16 protein-coding genes are annotated in these 20,652 nt (G+C 67.3%); 9 read left to right on the plus strand and 7 right to left on the minus strand.

The window, feature by feature from the left end:
• Positions 1-62 precede the first annotated feature (62 nt).
• The 8 genes from A3CU_RS53675 to A3CU_RS47380 all read left to right on the plus strand — a co-directional run bounded on the left by A3CU_RS53675 (position 63) and on the right by A3CU_RS47380 (position 9,509).
• Complete coding sequence (locus A3CU_RS53675; protein ID WP_063628918.1) at positions 63-515, plus strand: PGF-CTERM sorting domain-containing protein; 453 nt, start codon at positions 63-65, stop codon at positions 513-515.
• A gap of 490 nt (positions 516-1,005) precedes the next feature.
• Positions 1,006-1,161: a hypothetical protein gene (locus A3CU_RS52855; protein ID WP_156960628.1), complete on the plus strand. Its 156-nt coding sequence runs from the start codon at positions 1,006-1,008 to the stop codon at positions 1,159-1,161.
• Positions 1,140-1,826, plus strand: coding sequence for a (Fe-S)-binding protein (locus A3CU_RS0129930; RefSeq protein ID WP_027945373.1), 687 nt, complete (start codon positions 1,140-1,142; stop codon positions 1,824-1,826). Before A3CU_RS52855 ends, A3CU_RS0129930 begins: the two co-directional genes overlap by 22 nt.
• 112 nt (positions 1,827-1,938) lie before the next feature.
• On the plus strand, positions 1,939-2,070 hold the full coding sequence (locus A3CU_RS55240) for a hypothetical protein (RefSeq protein WP_281174162.1): 132 nt from the start codon (positions 1,939-1,941) through the stop codon (positions 2,068-2,070).
• Between the two features lie 797 nt (positions 2,071-2,867).
• A complete protein-coding gene (sbnA, locus tag A3CU_RS0129940; RefSeq protein WP_027945374.1) occupies positions 2,868-3,836 on the plus strand; it encodes a 2,3-diaminopropionate biosynthesis protein SbnA in 969 nt (322 codons plus the stop codon).
• Between the two features lie 19 nt (positions 3,837-3,855).
• Positions 3,856-4,878, plus strand: a complete 1,023-nt coding sequence (gene sbnB / locus A3CU_RS0129945) for a 2,3-diaminopropionate biosynthesis protein SbnB (RefSeq protein WP_281174163.1) — start codon at positions 3,856-3,858, stop codon at positions 4,876-4,878.
• Between the two features lies 1 nt (position 4,879).
• Positions 4,880-8,131 carry a non-ribosomal peptide synthetase gene (locus A3CU_RS50145; RefSeq protein WP_052372409.1) on the plus strand — a complete coding sequence of 1,084 codons (3,252 nt, stop codon included), beginning with the start codon at positions 4,880-4,882 and terminating at the stop codon, positions 8,129-8,131.
• 37 nt (positions 8,132-8,168) lie between these two features.
• Positions 8,169-9,509, plus strand: a complete 1,341-nt coding sequence (locus tag A3CU_RS47380) for an MFS transporter (RefSeq protein ID WP_052372410.1) — start codon at positions 8,169-8,171, stop codon at positions 9,507-9,509.
• Positions 9,510-9,525: 16 nt separating this feature from the next.
• Here A3CU_RS47380 and A3CU_RS0129960 read toward each other — a convergent pair whose 3' ends face one another.
• Positions 9,526-10,581: a winged helix DNA-binding domain-containing protein gene (locus A3CU_RS0129960; protein ID WP_342668942.1), complete on the minus strand. Its 1,056-nt coding sequence runs from the start codon at positions 10,579-10,581 to the stop codon at positions 9,526-9,528.
• Between the two features lie 120 nt (positions 10,582-10,701).
• The gene (locus A3CU_RS0129965; protein ID WP_052372411.1) at positions 10,702-11,313 is read right to left on the minus strand and encodes an HD domain-containing protein; all 612 of its coding nucleotides are present in this window, start codon (positions 11,311-11,313) and stop codon (positions 10,702-10,704) included.
• A 286-nt stretch (positions 11,314-11,599) separates the two neighbouring features.
• On the opposite strand from A3CU_RS0129965, the gene A3CU_RS50150 reads away from it, so the two are divergent.
• Positions 11,600-12,142: a hypothetical protein gene (locus A3CU_RS50150; protein WP_027945378.1), complete on the plus strand. Its 543-nt coding sequence runs from the start codon at positions 11,600-11,602 to the stop codon at positions 12,140-12,142.
• Between the two features lie 187 nt (positions 12,143-12,329).
• Here the strand turns inward: A3CU_RS50150 and A3CU_RS0129975 are convergent, their stop codons facing one another.
• From A3CU_RS0129975 to A3CU_RS0130000, 5 genes are all read right to left on the minus strand, one after another.
• Positions 12,330-13,310 (minus strand): NAD(P)H-dependent flavin oxidoreductase, encoded by a 981-nt coding sequence (locus tag A3CU_RS0129975; protein ID WP_027945379.1) that lies wholly within the window; start codon positions 13,308-13,310, stop codon positions 12,330-12,332.
• 388 nt (positions 13,311-13,698) lie between these two features.
• Positions 13,699-15,510, minus strand: a complete 1,812-nt coding sequence (locus A3CU_RS50155) for a serine/threonine-protein kinase (protein WP_084143971.1) — start codon at positions 15,508-15,510, stop codon at positions 13,699-13,701.
• 135 nt (positions 15,511-15,645) lie between these two features.
• Entirely contained in the window at positions 15,646-18,003 is a 2,358-nt protein-coding gene (locus tag A3CU_RS50655) for an SGNH/GDSL hydrolase family protein (RefSeq protein WP_063628919.1), read from the minus strand.
• Positions 18,004-18,123: 120 nt separating this feature from the next.
• Positions 18,124-19,356: a vWA domain-containing protein gene (locus tag A3CU_RS0129995; protein WP_027945380.1), complete on the minus strand. Its 1,233-nt coding sequence runs from the start codon at positions 19,354-19,356 to the stop codon at positions 18,124-18,126.
• Positions 19,353-20,615, minus strand: coding sequence for an AAA family ATPase (locus tag A3CU_RS0130000; RefSeq protein WP_052372413.1), 1,263 nt, complete (start codon positions 20,613-20,615; stop codon positions 19,353-19,355). Before A3CU_RS0130000 ends, A3CU_RS0129995 begins: the two co-directional genes overlap by 4 nt.
• Positions 20,616-20,652 lie beyond the last annotated feature (37 nt).

The raw sequence follows: 20,652 nt of genomic DNA on the forward strand, positions 1-20,652 counted from the left end.
GCCTCTACCAACGGACCGGTCGGGGCGGCCCTGGTTCCCCGCTGGTCAATGAGGAGTTTTCGATGAACAAGTCCGGCTCGATCCCGCTGCGGATCGGCATCCTGTTCATGGTCCTGGGCTTCGGGTCGCTGATTCTGGCCCAGTTCGACATGGACTTCCGCCTGATCTCCTGGGCCGACCCGATGCAACCCGGGTTCGGCATCGTTCTCGGCATCGTCGGCGTCTTGCTCGTCGCGCTGCCGTTCGTGCTGCGGAGCCGGCAGAAGACGCCGCAGGCGCCGCCGTTCGCGCAGCAGCCGCCGTTCGCGCAGCAGCCGCCGCAGTACGGCCCGGGCCAGATGCCCGGCCAGGTCCCGGGCCAGCCGTACGGCCAGCCAGCGGCCGGTCAGCCGTACGGCCAGCCAGCCGCCGGTCAGCCGTTCCCGGGCGGCCAGATGCCCGCCGGCCCGGTCCCCGGCCAGCCGCCGGTGCCGCCCGCCCCGGGCGCGCCGCAGCAGTACCCCGGCCAGCGCTGACGAACGTCTCGAGGAGCCTTCCCTCCGCGTCCGGCGGAGAGGAGGCTCCTCCGCCGTGTCGGGCGGGTCACCGCGAGCGGACGTCGCACGGACAGCGGCACCAGGAGCGCTGCGAGCAACGCCCTGTTCTCAGGCCGCAGTCGGGCGCTGATCGCCGAGTGGTTCTCCAGTTTGTCCAGTTCGGACAGTCCCGCGCGCATACCTGTCTCGTCCCGTAGCACACCGCCGTGTTCGGTCATCGTGTTCCGCAACGAGCGCTGCAGTACGCGCACGCTCTCCGAGGACCGGGTGTAGCTGCCTGTCTCGCGGGTATCGCTCTGCCATGTGTGGCGGCACGCGTCTGGCCTCGCGGCCGACGAAGTGGGGTCATCGGACGAGGGTCCGGGACCTGATGCACGCTGTCCCGCACGCTCCGTAGCAGTTCCCGGCGTGACCAAGTCGAGCCGCCCGTTCGGCCGGGCGTGCTTCCGCTGTGGGAACGGGGAGACACATGCCCAGTCACACCGATCGTGGCCGCCTTGCCCTCGAGCTGTCTCGTGCCGTGGCCGGCGAGGTCCGGTTCGCCGAAGGCAGCCGGGCACTGTACGCGAACGACGCGTCCACTTCGCGTTTCCCGACGACCAGATGGGTTTCGCCGACGCGGTGAACCGGTGTTTCGGCATCGGAAAGTGCCGGCACACCACCGGCGGCACGATGTGCCCCAGCTTCATGGTGACCCGCGAGGAGCAGCACTCCACCCGGGGCCGGGCCCGGCTGCTGTTCGAGATGATGGGAGGCCATCTCGCCGGCGGCCCGGGCTTGCGGGACCCGCACGTCAAGCAGGCACTCGACCTCTGCCTGTCCTGCAAGGGCTGCAAGGGCGACTGCCCGGTGAACGTGGACATGGCCAGCTACAAGGCCGAGTTCTTGTCGCACTACTACGCCCACCGCCTGCGGCCTCGCACGGCCTACACACTCGGGCTGATTCCGTTGTGGGCCAGAGCCGCCAGCCACGCGCCCAGGCTCGTCAGCTCGGTAATGCACACGCCGGGTCTCGCCGCGCTGGCCAAGGCCGCGGCGGGCGTCGCACCGGCCCGCGATGCGCCACGCTTTGCCAGGGAGACGTTCCGGTCGTGGTTCGAACCCCACCTAGGCAGCGCGACGCTCCGGCCGGTGCTGCTCTGGCCGGACACCTTCACCAACTACTTCCAGCCCGACGTCGCCGTCGCGGCCGTCGAGGTCCTGGAAGCGGCCGGCTTCTCGGTGCGGATCCCGAGGGCCAACCTATGTTGCGGGCGACCGTTGTTCGACTACGGGATGCTGCATACCTGATGAACGGGCTGCTGGACGCCAAGGTGGAGCAGGCCCCGATCCTCGCGATCACCGGGAACTGGCCGCCGCGCTCAAGCAGGGCACGCCCAACCGCAACCGGATCGCCCTGCAAATGGTCAAGGACATGCTCGACGAGTCCAGTTTCGACGCCAGCCCCGGACACGTCATCCCGGACGCCCTTGGCAAGGCCGCCGACGTGGCCATCAACAAGATCACCGGGCAGGATCGGCCACCGCAGCACTGATGAGTCCGCGATCAGGTCGACCGGCCGACGCCGAACAGTCGCGACGCGAACCCGCCGACAACCGGACCTAGCGCCTGTGCCTCCACGACCCGCAGACTGCTCCAGTTCGGAGTTACCTGTCCAGGGGTCTTTACTCCAACGAGAGTATTGCGGGATTGTTCAACGATCTATATCGTGATCGACTGGGCCACCGAAAACAGGAAGGTCATAACGAATGATCGACCAGTGTGAACGCCATGGTGGCCACGCCAGGGTGTCCTGGGTGCTGGAGCAGGCCGTCGACCACGATACCGGTCTTGTGGCCTCATGGGAGGTCGCCTGTGAGGCTTCCCGTGTCCGGAAGATTCCGGAGCAATCTCGGCGCCGGCCACCCGCCCGGAAGGGCGGTACTCGAAGACGTGCATTCCGTTCGTCGAGTTCCGTTCGAGTAAGACATCGTCAGTACCTGCCTCAGCAAGCATCCGCTGGCAAAATCACGCCGATGGACGGCATGTGACGCGGCAAGCCTCGCCATTCCTGGGGGTTCTTCGTGGTAGCCGGAACACCATGCGCAATCACAGTCAGTGGCAACCTTGTCACATTAGTAAACTCATCGATATACCGCTGGGGAATTGCTACTAAAACCGGGTAGACCCTACCCGGACCACGGAGCCGCCTGGCGATGGGCGGCGGAAGCACCGCGCCATCCGTGCCGCCGTCAATCACGCCATCGTCCCTTCCTTTCATAAATCTACCTCCTCTCGTCTTCTGAAAATTCAGAACAATGTGGGACACGAGCTTGCATTGGAGCTCTCGACGTGATCTACTCGAATGTCCACGACATAATACTCGATGACATCTTTCTCGAGCTATCCGGGTTTGCGTCAGGAATTCAGTCACTTCTCAAGATCGAAGGCCTGAATCCAGCGGGGTCGATAAAGATCAAGCCGGCCGTCGAACTTGTCGACGGCCTGGAGAGAGCAGGTGTTATAACCACTCAGAGTAAACTCATCGAATCGAGTTCGGGAAACCTCGGGATCGCGCTCGGTATCGTGTGTGCGGAGAAGCGGTATCCACTCACGATCGTCACGGACCCGAACGTGAGCAGTCAGGCCGTACACATCATGGAAGCCCTTGGGGTAACCGTAAAACAGATCACCGAACGAGACTCCTCCGGCGGATATCTGGGATCACGGATCAAGTTCATCACGCAGGAACTCGAGCGGGACCCGGATCTGGTGTGGTTGAACCAGTATGCCAACCCTTCGAACAGTCTGGCGCACCGACAACGCACCGCGGAGAACCTGCACAAGGAGATCGGTTCGCCGGACCTGCTGGTCATCGGCGTCGGGACGTCCGGAACGTTGATGGGGTGCGTGGAGTACTTCGGGGTCCACAGTCCCTCCACTCGCATCGTGGCCGTCGATTCGTACGGTTCCGTGACGTTCGGGACGCCGCCGGCCCAGCGCAGGCTGCCCGGCCTGGGCACCAGCAGGAAGCCGGAACTGTTCAAGGACTCAGGAACGTTCGACAAGCTGGTCGTCAGCGAAATCGACGCCATTCGCATGTGTCGCAGGATTGCCCGGGAATATGGCCTTCTGGTCGGTGGTTCCACGGGAACGGCACTCGTCGCGGCCGCTCATGTGGCGAAGTCTCTACCCGCCGGAAGCCGTATGGTGATCATTTCGCCCGATCTTGGCGACAAGTACGTGGACACCATCTACTCCGATTCATGGGTGTCGACCAATTTCGACAAAACCATCACGCCTATACCCTCGGGGGCTTAGCTTGTTCGATTTCACTGTCGTGCCCGGAGCGGCCGTGGACGAGATACTCTTCGCGCATCGGAAGTCCGTCGTCGAGATAGTGAGGGAAACTTATCTCCTGCACGAGCGGGGCGAAACCATCAACCCAGACAGCTATTTTCTGCGGTTTCCCGAGAAACCAAACGCTCGCATCATAGCCCTACCCGCAAAGCTGGGCGGGCCTGTCGAAAAAGCTGGGATCAAGTGGATAGCAAGCTTTCCCGACAATGTTGAGCGCGGAATTCCCAGGGCCTCGGCCGTGCTCATCCTGAACGATTTTGAAAACGGGTACCCGGTGGCTTGCCTCGAAAGTGCAGGGATCAGTGCCGCGCGCACCGCCGCGTCCGCGGCGACTGCGGCCGGAGCTCTCCTGCCGCTGATCAACACCACGGAAAGGCCCAGCATCTCGTTCGTCGGAGCGGGGGTAATAGCCCGCACCATACTCGACTACCTGGTGCCCTCCGTTGTTTCCCCGGAGGCGATCACGGTGCTCGACCTCGACGGTGCGAGCGCTGAGCATTTTGTAGCGTATGCAAAACGCGGGGACAACGTGCCAGCCAGGGAATCGAAGGATTTGGCCGAGGTACTGGCCGGCGATGTCGTGGTATTGGCGACGACCGCCGGCAAACCATATCTGCCAGACCACCTGGAGTTCCGGCCGGGTCAATTGGTCCTCAACGTCTCCCTGCGGGACCTGCACCCGGCGACCTTGCTGCGGGCGGCCAACATTGTCGACGACATCGACCACTGTCTCAAGGCAGACACGTCCCCGCATCTGGCCGAGCAATTGTCCGGCGGGCGAGATTTCATCACCGGCACGATCGGCCAGGTCCTGCTGGGAAAGGTGCGGCCGGACGCGGGTCGGCCGGTCGTCTTCTCGCCCTTCGGTCTGGGCGTGCTGGACATCGCGGTCGGTGACTTCGTGCTCCGCACGGCGTCAGCGCAGAACAGGACAATACCGATCCCGAATTTCTTCGGCTCGACCGTTCGCTGGGGGGCTTCTCCCCGTCCCGAGGAGAAATGACATGAATCTGCTGGACTTGGAGATCGACGCGACGCAAGGTGCGACGGCAGCAGCGCGCGCGCTGCATCGGCATACAAACCATGACTTGACCCGCCCGGTGGTGGCCTATGTGGCCGACCATGCGGCCGACCACCCCGAAGACATCGCCGTGCGCGACTCGCGTGAGGAGATCTCCTACGCCGAACTGCTGCGCCGTGCGCGGCGCCTTGCGGGCGTGCTCCGCGACGCCGACGCGGCCGGGCGGATCGTCGCGGTCACCGGGACGCGCTCCGCTAATGTGGTCGCTGCGTTCCTCGCAATCGAACTCGCGGGCGCCGTATATCTACCTTTGGACGTGGAGTGGCCGGAGCGACGGCAACGCGACGTGCTCCGGCGCAGCGGCGCGGCAATCGTGCTGGTCCCGTCGACAGGACTCGACACCGATGCCGTCGGACGCCGCGCCGCGTCCGGGCTTGACTGCGTTGTCGTTCTCTACGACGCCGAACCAGTCGAGCCATGGTCCGGCGACGCGCTGCTGAGTAGCCTCGACCAGTTACGCTATGTCGTGTACACGTCCGGGTCGACGGGCTTACCCAAGGGGGCACTGGTTGAGCACCGTGGGATGCTTAATCATTTGCTGGCCAAGATCGAAGACTTGGCATTGACGCGGGCTGACCGAGTCACGCAGACGGCTCCACTGGGTTTCGACATCTCGTTGTGGCAGATGTTGGCGCCGCTGGTGGTGGGGGCTCAGGTCGAGATCATCGACGACGACATCGCCCGCGACCCGGCGCGCTTGGTCGCCGAACTGCAGCAACGGGAGATTACCGTCACCGAGACGGTGCCGACCCTGCTGCAGTTGATCACTGAAGAACTTCGGCACAGACCAGTGCCGTTGGCTAACCTGCGGTGGATGCTGGCCACCGGTGAGGAGCTCTACCCTGCGGTCGCCCGCGGGTGGTTGCGAACCGTCCCGCACTGTCGCTTGATGAACGCCTACGGCCCCACCGAGTGCTCTGACGATGTGACACACCACGTCGTGACCTTGGCCCACACGGAGGCGAGCCGTCTGTCCATCGGCTCGCCGATCGCAAACACCTCTCTCTATGTGCTCACCGAATCGGAAGGACGCTGGCGTTCCTGCGACGTGAACGAGACTGGCGAACTGTTCGTCGGCGGCGTGGGCGTCGGACGTGGATATCTCAACGATCCTGAGCGCACCGCAGGCACCTTCTTCAAAGATCCCTTCACGCCCGGTGGACGCCTGTATCGCACGGGTGATCTGGTCCGGCGCACCCCGGAGGGCACCCTCGAGTACTTCGGCCGGGTCGACCGCCAAGTGAAGGTTGCAGGTGTGCGGATGGAATTGGGCGAGATCGAGGCGGTGCTGCACACCCACCCAGCGGTATCCGCATGTGCCGTCCGCATCTGGCGGCCGACGGCCGGGGCCGGGCTCCTCGCTCGCGAAACCTCCTTTGCGGAGGCGGACCCACCCGCTCGGGTCGTTGCGTACGTCACCGGGGACCCCGCTGGACTGGACCCAGATGCACTGAACACGTACTGCGCCGAGCGTTTGCCCCTGACGATGGTCCCGAAAACGTTCGAAGTGGTTCCGGCTATTCCACTTAGCCACAACGGAAAGGTCGACTACGACGCTCTCCCGGCGCCGGCGCGACTCGGCAGTGCTGTCACCCGCATGGAATATGTCTCCCCGGTGGGGGAGGTCGAGTTCGCAGTCGCTGAGGCGATGGGATCGGTCCTGGAAACCCGGATCGGCCGTGACGATTCGTTCGCGCGGCTCGGCGGCGACTCGCTGCGCGGTATGCGGGTCGCGAGCACTCTCCGAGCGCGTGGGTACCAGGTGACGCTGCGAGACATCCTGACTGCTCAGACACCGCGTGCTGTGGCCGCGCGAACCACGCGGATCTCGGCGGAGGGGCCGGTGCGACGAGACGGACACGCGCCGAGCGGTGTTCGTCGCCGAATGGCCACCCCATACCAGGCGTATCTGTACGATTCCTGGCTCCAGGCCAAGGAAAACCCAGCCTTCAGCTACCAGGGAAGCCTGCGGATGACCGGCCCGGTCGATCTCGAACGACTCACGCGCGCCTGGGAAGCGCTGCTCACCGAGAACCCCGTGCTGACCGCGCGGTGGTTCACCGAGGGTACGTTCCTGGTGCACGAGTTCCCGGCCTGGGACGTCCCGCTGCCCAGCCCGATCGACCTGTCAGCGCTGAACGAGCAGGAGCGCGACCAGCTATACCGGAATGCCGCTCTCGCCGCGGCTACCGAGCCCTTCGACCTGGCAGGGGCACCGCCGCTGCGGGTCCAGCTTTTCCGGTTCGGAGATGGCGAACACCGGCTCCTGCTGACGATGCACGAGATCGTTCTGGATGGGTGGGGCGTCACTCTGCTCGTAGACCGCCTTGCCGAACTCTACGGCGAGGCAACGGCCGGCGGCCGCGACGAGGACAGGGCGCACCGGTACGACGATTATCTGGCGTGGCAGGAGGCATCGCTTCAGGACAAGGACCGGAGCGAGGCGTGGGCCCGCTGGCGGCAAACCACGGCAGGGCAAACCGCCCCGACTCTGTTCGACCGAGGCACGCCGGACGATCAGCCGACCTTCCGTTCTTCCGTCCTCGAACATCTGATCAGCGCCGAGCGGATGGACGCCGTGCGTATGACGTGCGGCGCGTACGGACTCACCCCGTTCATGGTGCTGCTCGGGGCGTACACCCTGGCGTTGTGCACGGCCCGGAACCGCGACGAGATCACCGTGCTCGCCCCCATCGCCAACCGTGACGCACCCGAGCAGAGTAATGTCCTGGCTTTCCTGCTCAACTTCCTGGCGCTCCGGATAGCCGTGAAGCCTGACGATACGGTGCAGACCTTCCTGTTGCGGCTCAAAGAAGTCGTCGCGAACGCATACGCCGTGGCTGACTGCCCGACGGCATGGATGTGCGATTCCGACACGGAGTTCGACGTCGTGCTGAATTTGCTCACGTATCCCGCGCGCCGAGTGGAGGTGAAGGGGGTCGAGTTCGGCTACACGGTCCTCGACCACGGCTACACCAAGACGCCGTGTGTCCTCTACGGGCAGGAACATTGGTCAGGCGGACTCGTACTGCAACTGGCATACCAGGAGGGCGTGGTGAACGAGGCAGTCGCGGGGGAGATCGTCGACCGGACGACCACGGCCGTCGACCTGCTCACCGGGCCCGGCGATACCGCACTCGGATCCATCGATCCGGCCACCGGCCGTTCGTTGTGACTGGATGTCCCAGTTGGTGAAGGAAAGCACACCGTCGATGGCCGTCGGGGGTCGTTGGACCCTCGCGGCCGCCAACCTCGCCTTTTTCCTCGTGTTGAACCAGTCGAGCGCGCCTAACGTCGCCCTGGTGCGCATCGCACAAGAATTCGCCGGCTCGACCGTGGACGTGAGCTGGGTGGTCAACGCGTACGCGTTGAGCTTCGGTGGCGCGCTGCTTGCCGTGGGGACACTGGGCGACCGCTTCGGCGCGAAACGAATCTTCCTATGTGGATGCGGCATGTTCCTGCTCGGTGCTGCCGCATGTTTCGTCGTCCCGTCGATGAGCGCGCTCGTCGCGGCACAAGCCGTGATCGGTGTGGGCGCCGCCGCGCTGGTTCCATCGTCGATGGCGTTGATCAAAGACGTTTGCCGCGACGCGGTAACGCGGACACGCGCCCTGTCCGCATGGGCAGCGACCGGAGCGGTCGCGGTAGCGGTCGGCCCCATCGTCGGCGGAGCGCTCATTACGGGGCTCGGCTGGCGGGCGGTTTTCCTGGTCGATGTGGTGTTCGCAGTGGTGCTGCTGTTGATGGCCGCCACGCGTGTCGGCGAGGTACACCCGGCCGGCGCCGTCGGCACCGACCTGATCGGGGAAGCTCTGGTGGCCGCCGCGCTCCTGGCGACATTCACCGCGGTGGTGCTGCTGCCAGCCGGCACCATAGCCGGCGCGGTCCTGTTGGGTTGCGCTGCGGTAGCCGTTCTCGCGGTGGTACTCGCCGTCCGTCGACACACAAAGAGACCACTGCAACTCGTCGCACTGTTCCGAACGAGAAGTGTGGGCGCTGTCTCGATGGTGGGACTGCTGCTGAACTTCGCCTATTACGGTGAAGTTTTCGTGCTGTCCCTGTACTTCACGAAGAACGGCGGATACGAGCCGCTCCAAGTCGGTTTGGCACTCCTGCCGATGACTATCACACTGTTCTTGAGCAACCTCGTGGTCGGCAGAGTGATCGGGGTCGTCGGCGGCAGACGACTGCTTGCCATTGGCGGAATTTGCTCCGCCCTCGGGCTGTTCGCCCTCGCAATAACCGGCTCCCCGGCCCGTCCGGTACTTGTGCTGCTCCTGCTGATAGTCGGCACGGGCTGCGGCCTGGTGGTGCCATCAATGATCACGTTGATGCTCGCCGCGGCACCGACCGACCGGGTCGGTGCCGCTTCCGGACTGCTCAACACCAGCCGGCAGATCGGCAGTGCCCTGGGGGTCTCGGTGTTCAGCCCGGTATTGACGCATCTTGGTCTCGCCAGTGGCGTCCGCGTAACCCAGCTCGTGGCCGGAGGCCTGCTACTGGTGGTCGCCCTGCTGGGCATCCGACTGGACCGGGCCATCGACACACTGTGATGACTCGCGCATGTCACTACACCCCTCTGATCTGGTGCGCCTTGCCCGGCTCGGCGAACTCCAGCAGTTCCGCCGCCTCCGCGTGCACCTGTTCGGCCTGGGTGTCGGTGAACGGCGCGAACGGTTCGATGGTCACCACCGTCTTGTCCCGTTTCCAGATGCCGTGCACGAAACCGTCTACCAGGACGGTGCCGTGTACCTGGCCGTTGATCGTGATGACGCGTTTGCGGTGCTCGTCGGTGATGATGCGGGTGCGGTCGGCGTGGCTGAGCAGCAGGTTGTCGAACGGCGCCAGGAGCCGGACGGGTGCGGGGGTGTCCTCGTCCGGGCGGGGCGCGTCCGGCAGGTCGAACACCGTATCGCTCAGCATCACCAGCTGGGGTCGCAGCCGGTCCACCACCTCACGCAGCCCGGTCAGGCCCGACCAGGCTTGTACGTCGGCCACCGTGGCCGGGCCAAAAGCCCGCAGGTAACGCAGGACGAGCTCCTCAGGGGACGGCGAGGCGTGCAGGTCCCGCTCCAGCCAGTCCTCGGCCGTGGCGTAGGTGGTCTGGCCCGCCTTGCCCCACACCGCCCGCGGCGGTACCTGTACCAGCGCGACCAGGCTGCGCATGATCTGCGACAGGTCGGCTGCCGTGCCGGGAAAGGCATCGGCCAGCGCCGTACGGAGCGCGGCCGCCGTCATCGGCCCCTCGCGCAGCAGCTCCCGTCCCGTCTTGACCACCGCGTCCTGGTCGATGCCCGCGATGCGGGTGGCGTAGGCGTTCTGGAAGGTACGGGTGAGCATCGGCTGCGCCAGCGGCCGCAACCACAGGCAGTCGGCGGCGCTGACCAGGTGCACGGTGCCGCGCATGAGCACGATCCGCACCACCTGCCGCTCGGTCAGCAACTCGGCCAGCTCCTGGGGCTGGAAGCCCGACAAGCGGCACCACAACCCGAAGTACGGCGGGAACGGCGCCTGGGCCTGCAACCCGACCAGGTGCTCGACCGCCTCCAGTGCCGGCATCTTGTGCCTGCGCAACAACAACTGGCGGGCCAGGGTGGCGCGGTTGAGCGCCCTACGGCTGATCACGCCGGGAATCCTAAGTGTTGTCACCGACAAAACGCCGTGGCGATGGCCGTGCGCGGTGCGCCACACGGTGATCGCGGCCGGCGTGGCACGGCATGCCAGGCCGCCGCACGGCCCCCGCCCTCAGGAGGCGGGTGCGAGCAGGCCCTGGGCGATCGCGGCGGCCCTGACCTCCTGGTACAGGGCGGTGAGGCTCTCGCTCACCTCGAGCCGGGGCAGCTGCAGCCGGTCCAGCGCCCCGGCGTCCGCGCCGACGTCCTCCCACCCCTGCCCGGTGAGACAGCGCATCAGCGCGGGATTCAGCCGGTCCACACCCCGCACGAGCCGGGCCTCGGGCGTGACGCCCTCCTCGTGCTCGCGCCACACCTCCAGGAACTCGGCGCCCAGTTCGCCTGGGAGCGCCCCGTACCGGCGCCGGGCGACCTCCTCCTCGATGCGGGCCTTCTCCTCCCGGCGCCGGGCGCTGTCCTGGGTGCGCCAGGCCGAGGGGTCGCCCGCCTCGATCTCCACAAGGTCGTGCATGAGGCACATCTTGAGCATCTTCTCCAGGTCCAGCGCGTGTCCGCACTCGCGCTCGAACTCGCGGTGCAGAACCCAGCAGACCAGCGCCAGGTGCCACGAGTGCTCGGCCACGCTCTCCTTCCGCTGCTGCGTGGCGTTGTTGTGCCGCTCGATCTCCCGGAGTCGGGCGGAAAAGGCGATGAAGTCGAAAATCTGGCGAAGCTCATCGCCCATGCTGTTTACCTTCCTTATTCCTGTGCTCTGCCTGCAACGGTGACATGTTCCCCTGCCGTCCATCCGGGGTGCCCCAGTACCAGCCGGCCGCCAGGCAACCGATGCGGCACATGATCCTCGATCAACCATGCCTCAATGTGACGCAGGTCGTAAAAGTGCATCTCCTGGTTGAGCGGTGACCAGCCCTTCTTCTCGTCCCCGGTCGTAGACAATCTGGGTACACCGACGGAGAACGGTCGGACGACTTCGAGGGTGCGCACACCATGACCGGGACGAAGGAGCAAGGATGAGTTCGGCAGCCGATGTGGACGTCCTGATGGGGCTGATACCGCCGCCACGGGAGGGCGGGGCGCCGGTTGTTTGGGAGCAGATCGCCCGGTCGTGGGATCGGTCGTTCCCGCCCGACTACCAGCGGTTCATCGAGGTGTACGGTGCCGGGATCATCGAGGACTTCTTGGTGGTTCTCGCGCCGCAGCCGAAGGTGCCGTTCGAGGACGCCGGCTGGAACGGCATGGTCCATGAAACGGGCACCGCGGAGGGCACGTGGGAAACCACGCGCAAGTCCCCCGAACTGGAAGGGACTTCTCCCTACCTGATCACCTGGGGGGTCTCCTGCGAGGCCGACGTGTTCTGCTGGGACGCCACCGCGGAGGACCCGGCCGGCTGGCCGGTGGTCTTGTTCGACCGCGGCGACAGCATATTCAGCCGGCACGACTGTGGGATGGTCGAGTTCCTCATCCGGACGTTGCGGGGCGATTTCCCCAGGAGCCCGTTGAAAGGGGAAGTTGTCCTCTGGGGCAGAGGGAAGGCGACCTGGGAGAAGGAATGAAGCCCGTTGCGGATCGGCGACGGTGACGTCGAACTCACGAACGACGACCTCTCCCGTGTCCATCGGACAGGAGAATCACGAACCTTACGTTGCCCTGCGCCGCTGGCTGGAAAACGGGCCGACCTCGTCCACACTCCGCCGACCGCCCCGTCGCCGACATTCCGGCGTGAGCGCAGGGTCCCTGTGATCAACCGGCCAGCTCGGCGACTGCTTGTTTCGCCGGGACCACCCCGTTGATCCGCAGGACCGATTCACCGGCATACAGTGCGGCCCGGTCGACCCACTGCTCGGGCATTCCCTCCAGTGGCGCTGCCGGACTGAACAGGGGAATCGCGGGCCGCTGCATCCGTATCACCGAGCGTTCGCTGTTCTCCGGCGCCCACCGGGCCAGCGGGGCACTGAGCGAGTTGACCAGTGCCGGAATCCGCCGCGCGGTGCCGTCCGCGCGGCACCAGCGATCGGTGGCGGTGTTGGGCACCACCCGATGCCGCAAGGGCCAGCCCAACCCGAACAATGTCGTCTCCACCGTTGCGCCCGCGGCGAGGATACGACGCTGGTATTCGCGGTGAGCACCGGATTCCTCGGTGAGAACGAAACGAGTCCCGGCAACCACTCCCGCCGCGCCCGCAGCCAGCGCGGCAGCAGTGTCACCGGCCGTGGCCACGCCACCGGCCAGAAAAACCGGACGCTCCTGCGCCACCGCCAGTGCCTGCGGCAGGAACTCCAGGGCCGCCACAGTTCCCACCAAATGCCCACCGGCTTCGCGGCCCTGAGCGATGAGACCGTCCGCACCCCAGGCCACCGCTGCACGAGCCTGGTGCTCGGTTCCGACCATTACCAGCACGAACACGCCCGCGTCGCGAAGCTCCCGCACCAGCGCGGCATCCCCGCCGAAGGCGAGCACCACCACATCGACACCCGCGTCGACGCAGGCCTGGACATGACGGCGCCGCGCGAACTGCATCAACAGATTGACCGCCACACACCGCCCCGGAGCCTCGTCCCGCACCCGACCGATCGCCGCCTGCAACTCGCCCGGCGGCAGCAAACCGATCGTCCCGAGTCCGCCCGCGCCCGCGACCGCACCGGCCAAGCGCCCGCCCGCGATGCCGGGCATACCCGCCAGCGCGACCGGAAAATCCAATCGAAACCTGTCCAGAACATCCACAGCGCCGACCCTAATCGCTTGAGCGACCACCCGGCCGGGAAAACACCGCCTCAACTATCCGCCAACGACCGAGCCCGGGAACATCACGCCACATGTGCCCTGGTCATCAGGGCGTCGACTTCTCTCTCATGGCTTCGAGCTTTGCCTTGGGAAACGGAAAAACCCGACTGATAATGAACCTCGTTGTGATTGGCGAGTATTTTCCCCGGCCGTGATCGACGAAGTCCGTCATGGACTCACTCGCCATGCCGAGACGGTGCGTCCATGGGGGTTGGTCGGCGCGCACCGTGGCCGTTCCTCGGCCGGGGTCCGCTGCGGCCGGGTGGTGACCAGGCGGGTGGGCCGGCCTGGAGTGGGGCCTGCCCTTCCTGTCGTCCCGGTCGGGGGATCAGTTGCCGTCGTGGTTCTGCGGGCCGCTGGAGTTCGCGGCCTTCGCGGCGGCTGAGGAAAGCCAGGGTCCGATTGTGCTGTCGTTGGAGAGGTCGGTGCGGTTGGACACGGCGGCGATCACGTAGCGGCCGGAGACGCGAGTGTGCTGGTAGCGAAGGCCATGGCTGATGCCGGGGAGGCAGGGATTGCGGCCGGGCCCGGTCTGGGTGCACCAGGTACTGAGATTCCAGCGCGCGTTGGTGGTGCCGGTTAAATAGGTGTACACGTTGTCGGCCGTTGCCTTGTCTGCGAATGCGAAGACCGATACCGCCACCAGGACGGGATTGTCGGGGGTGGCATAGGGGCCGGGTTGTTCCAGGTAGACCCCGGCCATCACCTGTGCGCAGCCGCGGCTGGTGAGTTCCGTGACCACGTCGCTACCGGCTTGGGGGCCGTCGCCGGAAGCGGCCTCGTCGCAGGGCTGGACGCCGCCGGCCACCCGGGCGAACTCGATGCCCTTGTCGTTGGTGAAACGCTGGGGCAGCAGGGCGTCTTGGGTGAATGGTGTCTGGTCCGTACTGCTGTTGTTCCAGGACTCCGGGCCGATCGGACGCGTGGTCTGTTGGCCGCTGCTCGTCGTTGGCGTGGTCTGTTGGCCGCTGCTCGTCGTTGGCGTGGTGGTGTCGTCGGCGGCGCTGGTGTGGCTGGGCGACCGGGACGATTGCACCACCGCCCAGATCACGGCAACAACCGCGACGAGCATCGACAGCGTGCCGATGATCGCGAAAGTTCGGTAGCGTCGCAGGGCCGGCACGGCGGCCTTGGTGGCGGGCTCGGCCGGTGGCTGGTCATCGGAAGAGGACGGTGGGACCGGCTGCGGCCGGGTGGCGGCCATGGTCGGCGCGCCGGCCGAGGAGTCGACGGTCTGGGCGCCGGTCGGGTCGAGCACGCGGGCGATCTCGGCGCGCTGGTCCGCGATCAGCTTGTGCACCCGCGCGGGCCATGGCCGGGCGGAGGCAGCGATATCGCCGATCATCTCGCGCAGCCGGTCCAGGTCCGGCCGCTCGCCCGGGTCCTTGGCAAGGCACGCGGCCGCGATCCGGCGCACCCTGGCCGGCAGCGCGGAGAGGTCCGGGTCGGCGTGCACCACGCGGTAGAGGGTCTGGGGCGGCGAGGATCCGGCGAACGGGCTCGTGCCGGTGCAGCCCATAACGAGCACCGAGCCGAGCGAGAACACGTCGCTGGCCGGGGTGAGTTCCCGCCCATCGACGTGTTCCGGCGACATGTACGGCGGGGAACCGACGAGCCAGCCGGTGTGCGTCAGCTGGCTTTCGCCCGTGTCGGTGTCGGTGGCCCGTGCGATGCCGAAGTCGATCACCCGCGGACCGTCCTCGGCCAGCAACACGTTGGCCGGCTTGAGATCGCGGTGCACCAGCCCGGCTCGGTGTACCTCGGCCAGCGCGGCGGCCAGCCCGGCGGCCAGGCGCAGCGCCGGCTCCTCGGGCAGCACCCCACCCGTCTCGACGGCCTGCTGCAACGACGGACCGATCACGAACGCCGAGGCCAGCCACGGTGTGGGTGCGTCGGGGTCAGCGTCGATCACCGGCGCGGTATAGGCACCCGACACTCTGCGGGAGTGGGTCACCTCGCGCCGGAACCGCTCGCGGAACCCGTCGTCCTCGGCGAAGATCTCGCGGACCAGCTTGACCGCGACCAGCCGGCCGTCCGGCCCGTTGCCCAGCAGCACCCGGCCCATGCCGCCCCGGCCCAACTCCGCCAGCACCCGGTACTGCCCGACCTCTGTCGGGTCGGATTCCCCCAGTGGCCTCACCACAACTCCCTCCGGAGCGCCTAGCGTTCGGACAGCTTGCCACAGTCGGTCCTCCACCCGTCACGAGAGGTCACCGGCCGCCGCCGAACGAAAGACCCCTTCGAGGCCGTCTCGAAGGGGTCTTCAGGCCGCGCGTTACTTCAGCAGACTCAGGTCGATGGCGTCGGCCATTGCGTGGTAGCCGGCGTCGGAGGGGTGTAGGTGGTCGCCCGAGTCGTAAATCGGGTTCAGCCGGCGGGGGTTGGCCGGGTCGCGGACGGCCTTGTCGAAGTCGATCACCGCGTCGAAGATGGCGCCGCCACGGATGGTGGTGTTGACGATTTGGCGCACGTTTTCTCGTTCGGTGTTGTACGCGCGCCACCCCTCCCACGGGGTGATCGTCCCGCCGACGACGCGTAGGCCCTGTGCGTGGGCGCGTGCCACGATCTGGCGCATCGCGTCCGTGATCGCCACCGGGTCCGGGTGCGCCAGGTTGCCGATGTCGTTGATGCCCTCCAGGAAGATCACCGTCGTGGCGCCGGTCGAGGTCAGCATGTCCCGGTCAAGGCGGGCGAAGACGTTCGCGCCGCCGATGCCCGTCAGCGCCGAGCTGTCGAGGATCCGGTTGCCGCTGATCCCGCTGTTGAGCACGCTCAACCTGGTCGGACCCGGTTGTGCCGCAAGGCGATCCGCCAACACGTCCGGCCACCGCAGGTCAGCGCTCACCGTCGAGTGGTCGCCGTCGGTGATCGAGTCGCCGAAGGCGATCACCGCGCCGCGGACAAACGGGTTCGTCACCTCGACGCCCGTCACGTAGTACCAGGCGCCCGTCGTCTGGGTGAACGCCGTGCCCGGCTCCTCCGCGGCGTGGTCGCCGGTCGGCGTCAGGAACGACGTTTGGTACGAGCGGGGATGAGACGTCACCATGCCGGACGGCTGCGGCGTGAACACCGTGACCAGCAGGTCGCCGTCCGCCGGCACGTCCAGGGACACCGGGTCGCTGAGGACCTCGGCGCCGACCGGGATCGTGATCGTTGGCGAGCCGCCGAACGTCACCTCGCGCATCGTGCCCGCGACCGCGTCGGGGGCGTCCGGCTTCGCGGCCACCGCCAGCGTGACCCGGCCCATCAGCGTCGGCGCCGTACCGTACACATTGGATAGACGAACGCGCGCCGCGTTGCCGCCCACGCTCGTGTGCACCACGTTGCGGATCGAGTTGTTGGCCAGACCCTGCTCGGTGCCGGGCGCGGGCTGGGCCATCGCGGTCTGCCAGGTGCCGACCCAGTGGTCGTGGGAAGAGGTGCCGTCCAGCTGGTCGAGCCGTACGGCCGCCGCCATCGCCTGGTAGCCGGCGTCCTTCGGGTGCAGGTGGTCGCCGGAGTCGAACTCCGGGCGGAGCCGCTTCGGGTCGGCGGGATCTCTTACGGCGGCGTCGAAGTCGACCACGCCGTCGAACGCGTCGCTGGTGCGGACGAAGTCGTTGACCGCGGCCCGCACGCCCTCGAGTTCCTCGGTGTAGTTGCTGGAACCCCCGAACGGTGTGAGCGTGCCACCGAGGATCCGCAGGCCCTTCGCCCGCACCTGCGCGGAGATCTGTCGCAGCGCGGCGACGATCTCCGAAGGCCCGTGGTGTTGCGGCGCGCCGCCGATGTCGTTGATGCCGAGCAACACGATCACCGACTTCGCACCGGTCACCGTGAGCACGTCACGGTCCAACCTGGACAGTGCGTTCGGGTTCCATGTGTTGTTCAGCAACCGGTTCGAGCTGATGCCCGCGTTCACCACGCCGAGCCGCGTCGGCCCCGGCTGCGCGATCAGCCGGTCTGCCAGATAGTCCGGCCACCGGTGGTTGGCGTCGCGCGTCGAGTTGTTGCCGTCGGTGATCGAGTCGCCGAGCGTGACCACGGTGCCGGACGCCCGACTCAGGACGTCCACACGGCTCACGTACGGCCAGAACGTGATCTTCTCGAGGTACGCGCCGCCGGCCTCCTCGGTCGCGTGGTCGCCCGCGGCGCTGACGTACGAAGTCTGGTTGGCCACCTGGTGGTAGGTCACGGGTCCGCCCGCCTGTGGCGTGTAGACGCTCACCAGCAGGTTGCCACCCTCGGGCACAGCAAGAGAAACCGGGTCACTCTGGACCTCGCCGCCCGGCGGGATCGTGAGCGATGAGGCGCCGCCGAATGTCAGCGGCCGCACCGTGCCGGGCACCGCGTCCGGCGTGCTCGGCCCGGCGGCCACCGCGACGGTCACCGCGCCCAGCAACGCCGGCGCGGTCCCGAGGACGTTGGTCAACCCGACCCGCACAGCGGCGCCGCCGACGCTGGTGTGCACCACGTTGCGAACCGTCCGGTCCGCGTAACCGGTGGCCAGATTGGGCACTGTGCCGGTCGCGGACGCTCCCCACGTGCCGACCCAGTTGCCCGGCGGAGGATCCGCCGAAGCCGCGATCGGGGCGGGGCTACCGAATAAGAGCGCCAGACCGGCTACCAGCGCCATCTTGCGGAGGTAGGACATGGGATCTCCTCATCGTCGTGATCACGAGTGAACGGTGAGGAACCATGGATAGTCAAGAATTGTCCAGTTTTCTGTCTACCGGTACTGGCGCAGGACTCGGGGGAACGCGGTGGTAAGAGATCAGCCCACGGTGACCACTCGCGCCCACGCGGGTGGTGTGTCCGGCACGTAGTCGGGATCATTCTCGCGCCACGGCCGGGCCGGGCCTTGTCGAGGAAACAGTCCCACCACCGTCCGGCATGGTGGCCGTGCGTCGGGCCAGGGGGTCTGTCCGTCGGTCAGGGCCACGATGACGTCTGGTTGGGGGCTGGTGCGCAGGGCCTTGGCGAACCCGGTGCGCAGATCCGTGCCGCCGCCGCCCACCAGTGGAATTCCCTCGGCACGGCATAACGGAAATGTGATGTGGGCGGCGGCGTCGCAGGACAGCACCGTGACAAGATCACGTCGGCCACCCAGGGCCCGGACGATCGCGGTGATTTCGACGATCGCGCTGCCCAACTCGGCGTCGCTTACCGACCCGGAGGTGTCCACGATCACGAAGACACGAGGCGGCCGGCGCCGCAGGCTCGGCATGACGACTCCGGGCAGGCTGGCGGACCTGCGCGAGGGCCGGCCATAGGTGTAGTCCTCACCCGCACCGGAGCCGGAGATCGCCGAACGGAGCGCCGCTCCCAGCAGTTCCCGCCACGGCTGCGGCGGATGGAACGCCTCCTGCGCCCACCGTTGCCAGCCCTTCGGGACACTGCCCGGGCGGGCGGTGATGCCCTGTGCCACCCGGAACCGGACGGCGTCTCGTTCCTGCGCGCTGAGCCCGTGCGCGCCGTCGGCTCCCAGATCCCATTCCCGTTCCAGCCCGTCGGCACCGCTGCCGCAGTCCAGCCACGCCAGCCCGTCGGTGTACGGCCCGAGCCGGAACCGGCGCAGGTAGTCCTCCATCAGTTGTCCCTCGGGCAACCTGAGCAGCGCTGGTCGGACGGCGCCCTCGGGCTGTGCCAAGCCAGCTCCGAACACGTCATCGTTGATCTCGCAGTCCGCGGCGATGTTCATCCGCAATCGCTCGCCCGGCCCGGTCAATCCGTGCTGCACCGCGAACCGGTCGCTGCGCCCGTGATGATCGCGCAGCAGGTGCGAGACCTCGTGCACCCACACCCCGGCCAGTTCCTCCAACGGGGTTCGATCCACGAACGCCGGCGAGACGTAGCAGCGCCAGTGCCGGTCCACGGCCATGGTCGGCACTTGCCGCGATTCCACGGTATGCAATGCGAATAGTGCCGTCGCCAGATATGGCCGGCTCCGGGCCGCGTGCAACCGGGCGGCGAAAAGCTTTTCCTCGTCCAGGCTCCCCGGCGTCATCGGCTGGTACCTGCGCCGGCCGCAGTTTGTGCTCCGGCCCGGTCTGCCCGCCGCGACAGCGACACCGCCCCAGCCAGCCGCTCGATCGCCGCCGGTACCTGCCAGTCGTCGCGGCGCAGCGCGGCGAGCGTGGCCGCCGGTACGACCACCAGATCCGGGGCGCCGGTTTCCAAGGCCAGGACCAGCAGGGTCCACGCCGCGTCCCAGCGGGATTGCTCCGGTCGCCGGCGCACCGCCTCCACCACGCCGTCGAGCACCGTCTGGCGCAGGTCGCCGCGCTCAGGCAGAACGGCCGCCGCCGGGTCCGCCAGCAGCACCTCGGGGTCCGGCAGATCCATTCGGTCCAGGCTCGCCAGCAACTCCAGCCCCGGACCATCTCCCACGGTGCCCCGCACCAACATGGACAGCACCTCCCGAGAGGTGCCCGCCGCGGTGGCGAAAGCGATCAGACGCAGTGCCATCTCCCAACTGCGCGGTGAGGGCCACGGACCGCCCCGGCGTGCTTCGTTCTTCGGCAGTTGATGCGCAAGTCCGGGCCGGGCGGCGAGGAGTTCGCACACTGCCCGGCGGGCGAACGTCACAGCGTCGTGCAGCCGCCCCGAGTCCAGTCGTGGCAGCGCTGCCCGCGGCCACGTCCCGCCCAGCCCGCGCACCACGACCTCGTGGTCGTAAGTCCACTGTAGATGGACGAACCGGTTGGCCAGCGGCGGGCTCAACTCCCAGCCGTCGGCCGCGGAGGACCGTGGATTGGCGGCGGCCACGATCCGGACCTCAGGCGGAAGCCGCAGGGCGCCGACCCGGCGCTCGAGCACGAGGCGCAACAGCGCGGCCTGGACGGCTGGTGGTGCGGTGGACAGCTCGTCCAGGAACAGAAGTCCTCGACCGGTCTGGACCAGACGCACGGCCCAGTCCGGTGGCGCCATCGGAACACCCTGCACCGCGGGGTCATCACCGACCACCGGCAGGCCGGAGAAGTCGGATGGCTCGTGCACGCTGGCGATCACCGTGGTCAGCGGCAGTTCGAGAGCGTTGGCGAGGTCGTTCAGGGCCGCGGTCTTGCCGATCCCCGGCTCTCCCCACAGCAGCACCGGCAAGTCGGCGCACACGGCCAGGCTCAGGGCTTCCAACTGAGTGTCGGGACGCGGCTCGGTGGCCGTGTCCCGCAGCAGGGCAAGCAGATCGGCCGCGACGTCGAGCGGCCGGGGATGAGCCCCCTCGGAAGGAATATCCGTGGCAGCGGACGGAACAGATACCAGCATTCGATCACCTTTTGGTCGAGTCGGGGCCGTGCACCGG

The sequence above is a fragment of the Amycolatopsis taiwanensis DSM 45107 genome (assembly GCF_000519205.1).
In the GTDB taxonomy this organism is placed as follows: Bacteria; Actinomycetota; Actinomycetes; order Mycobacteriales; family Pseudonocardiaceae; genus Amycolatopsis_E; species Amycolatopsis_E taiwanensis.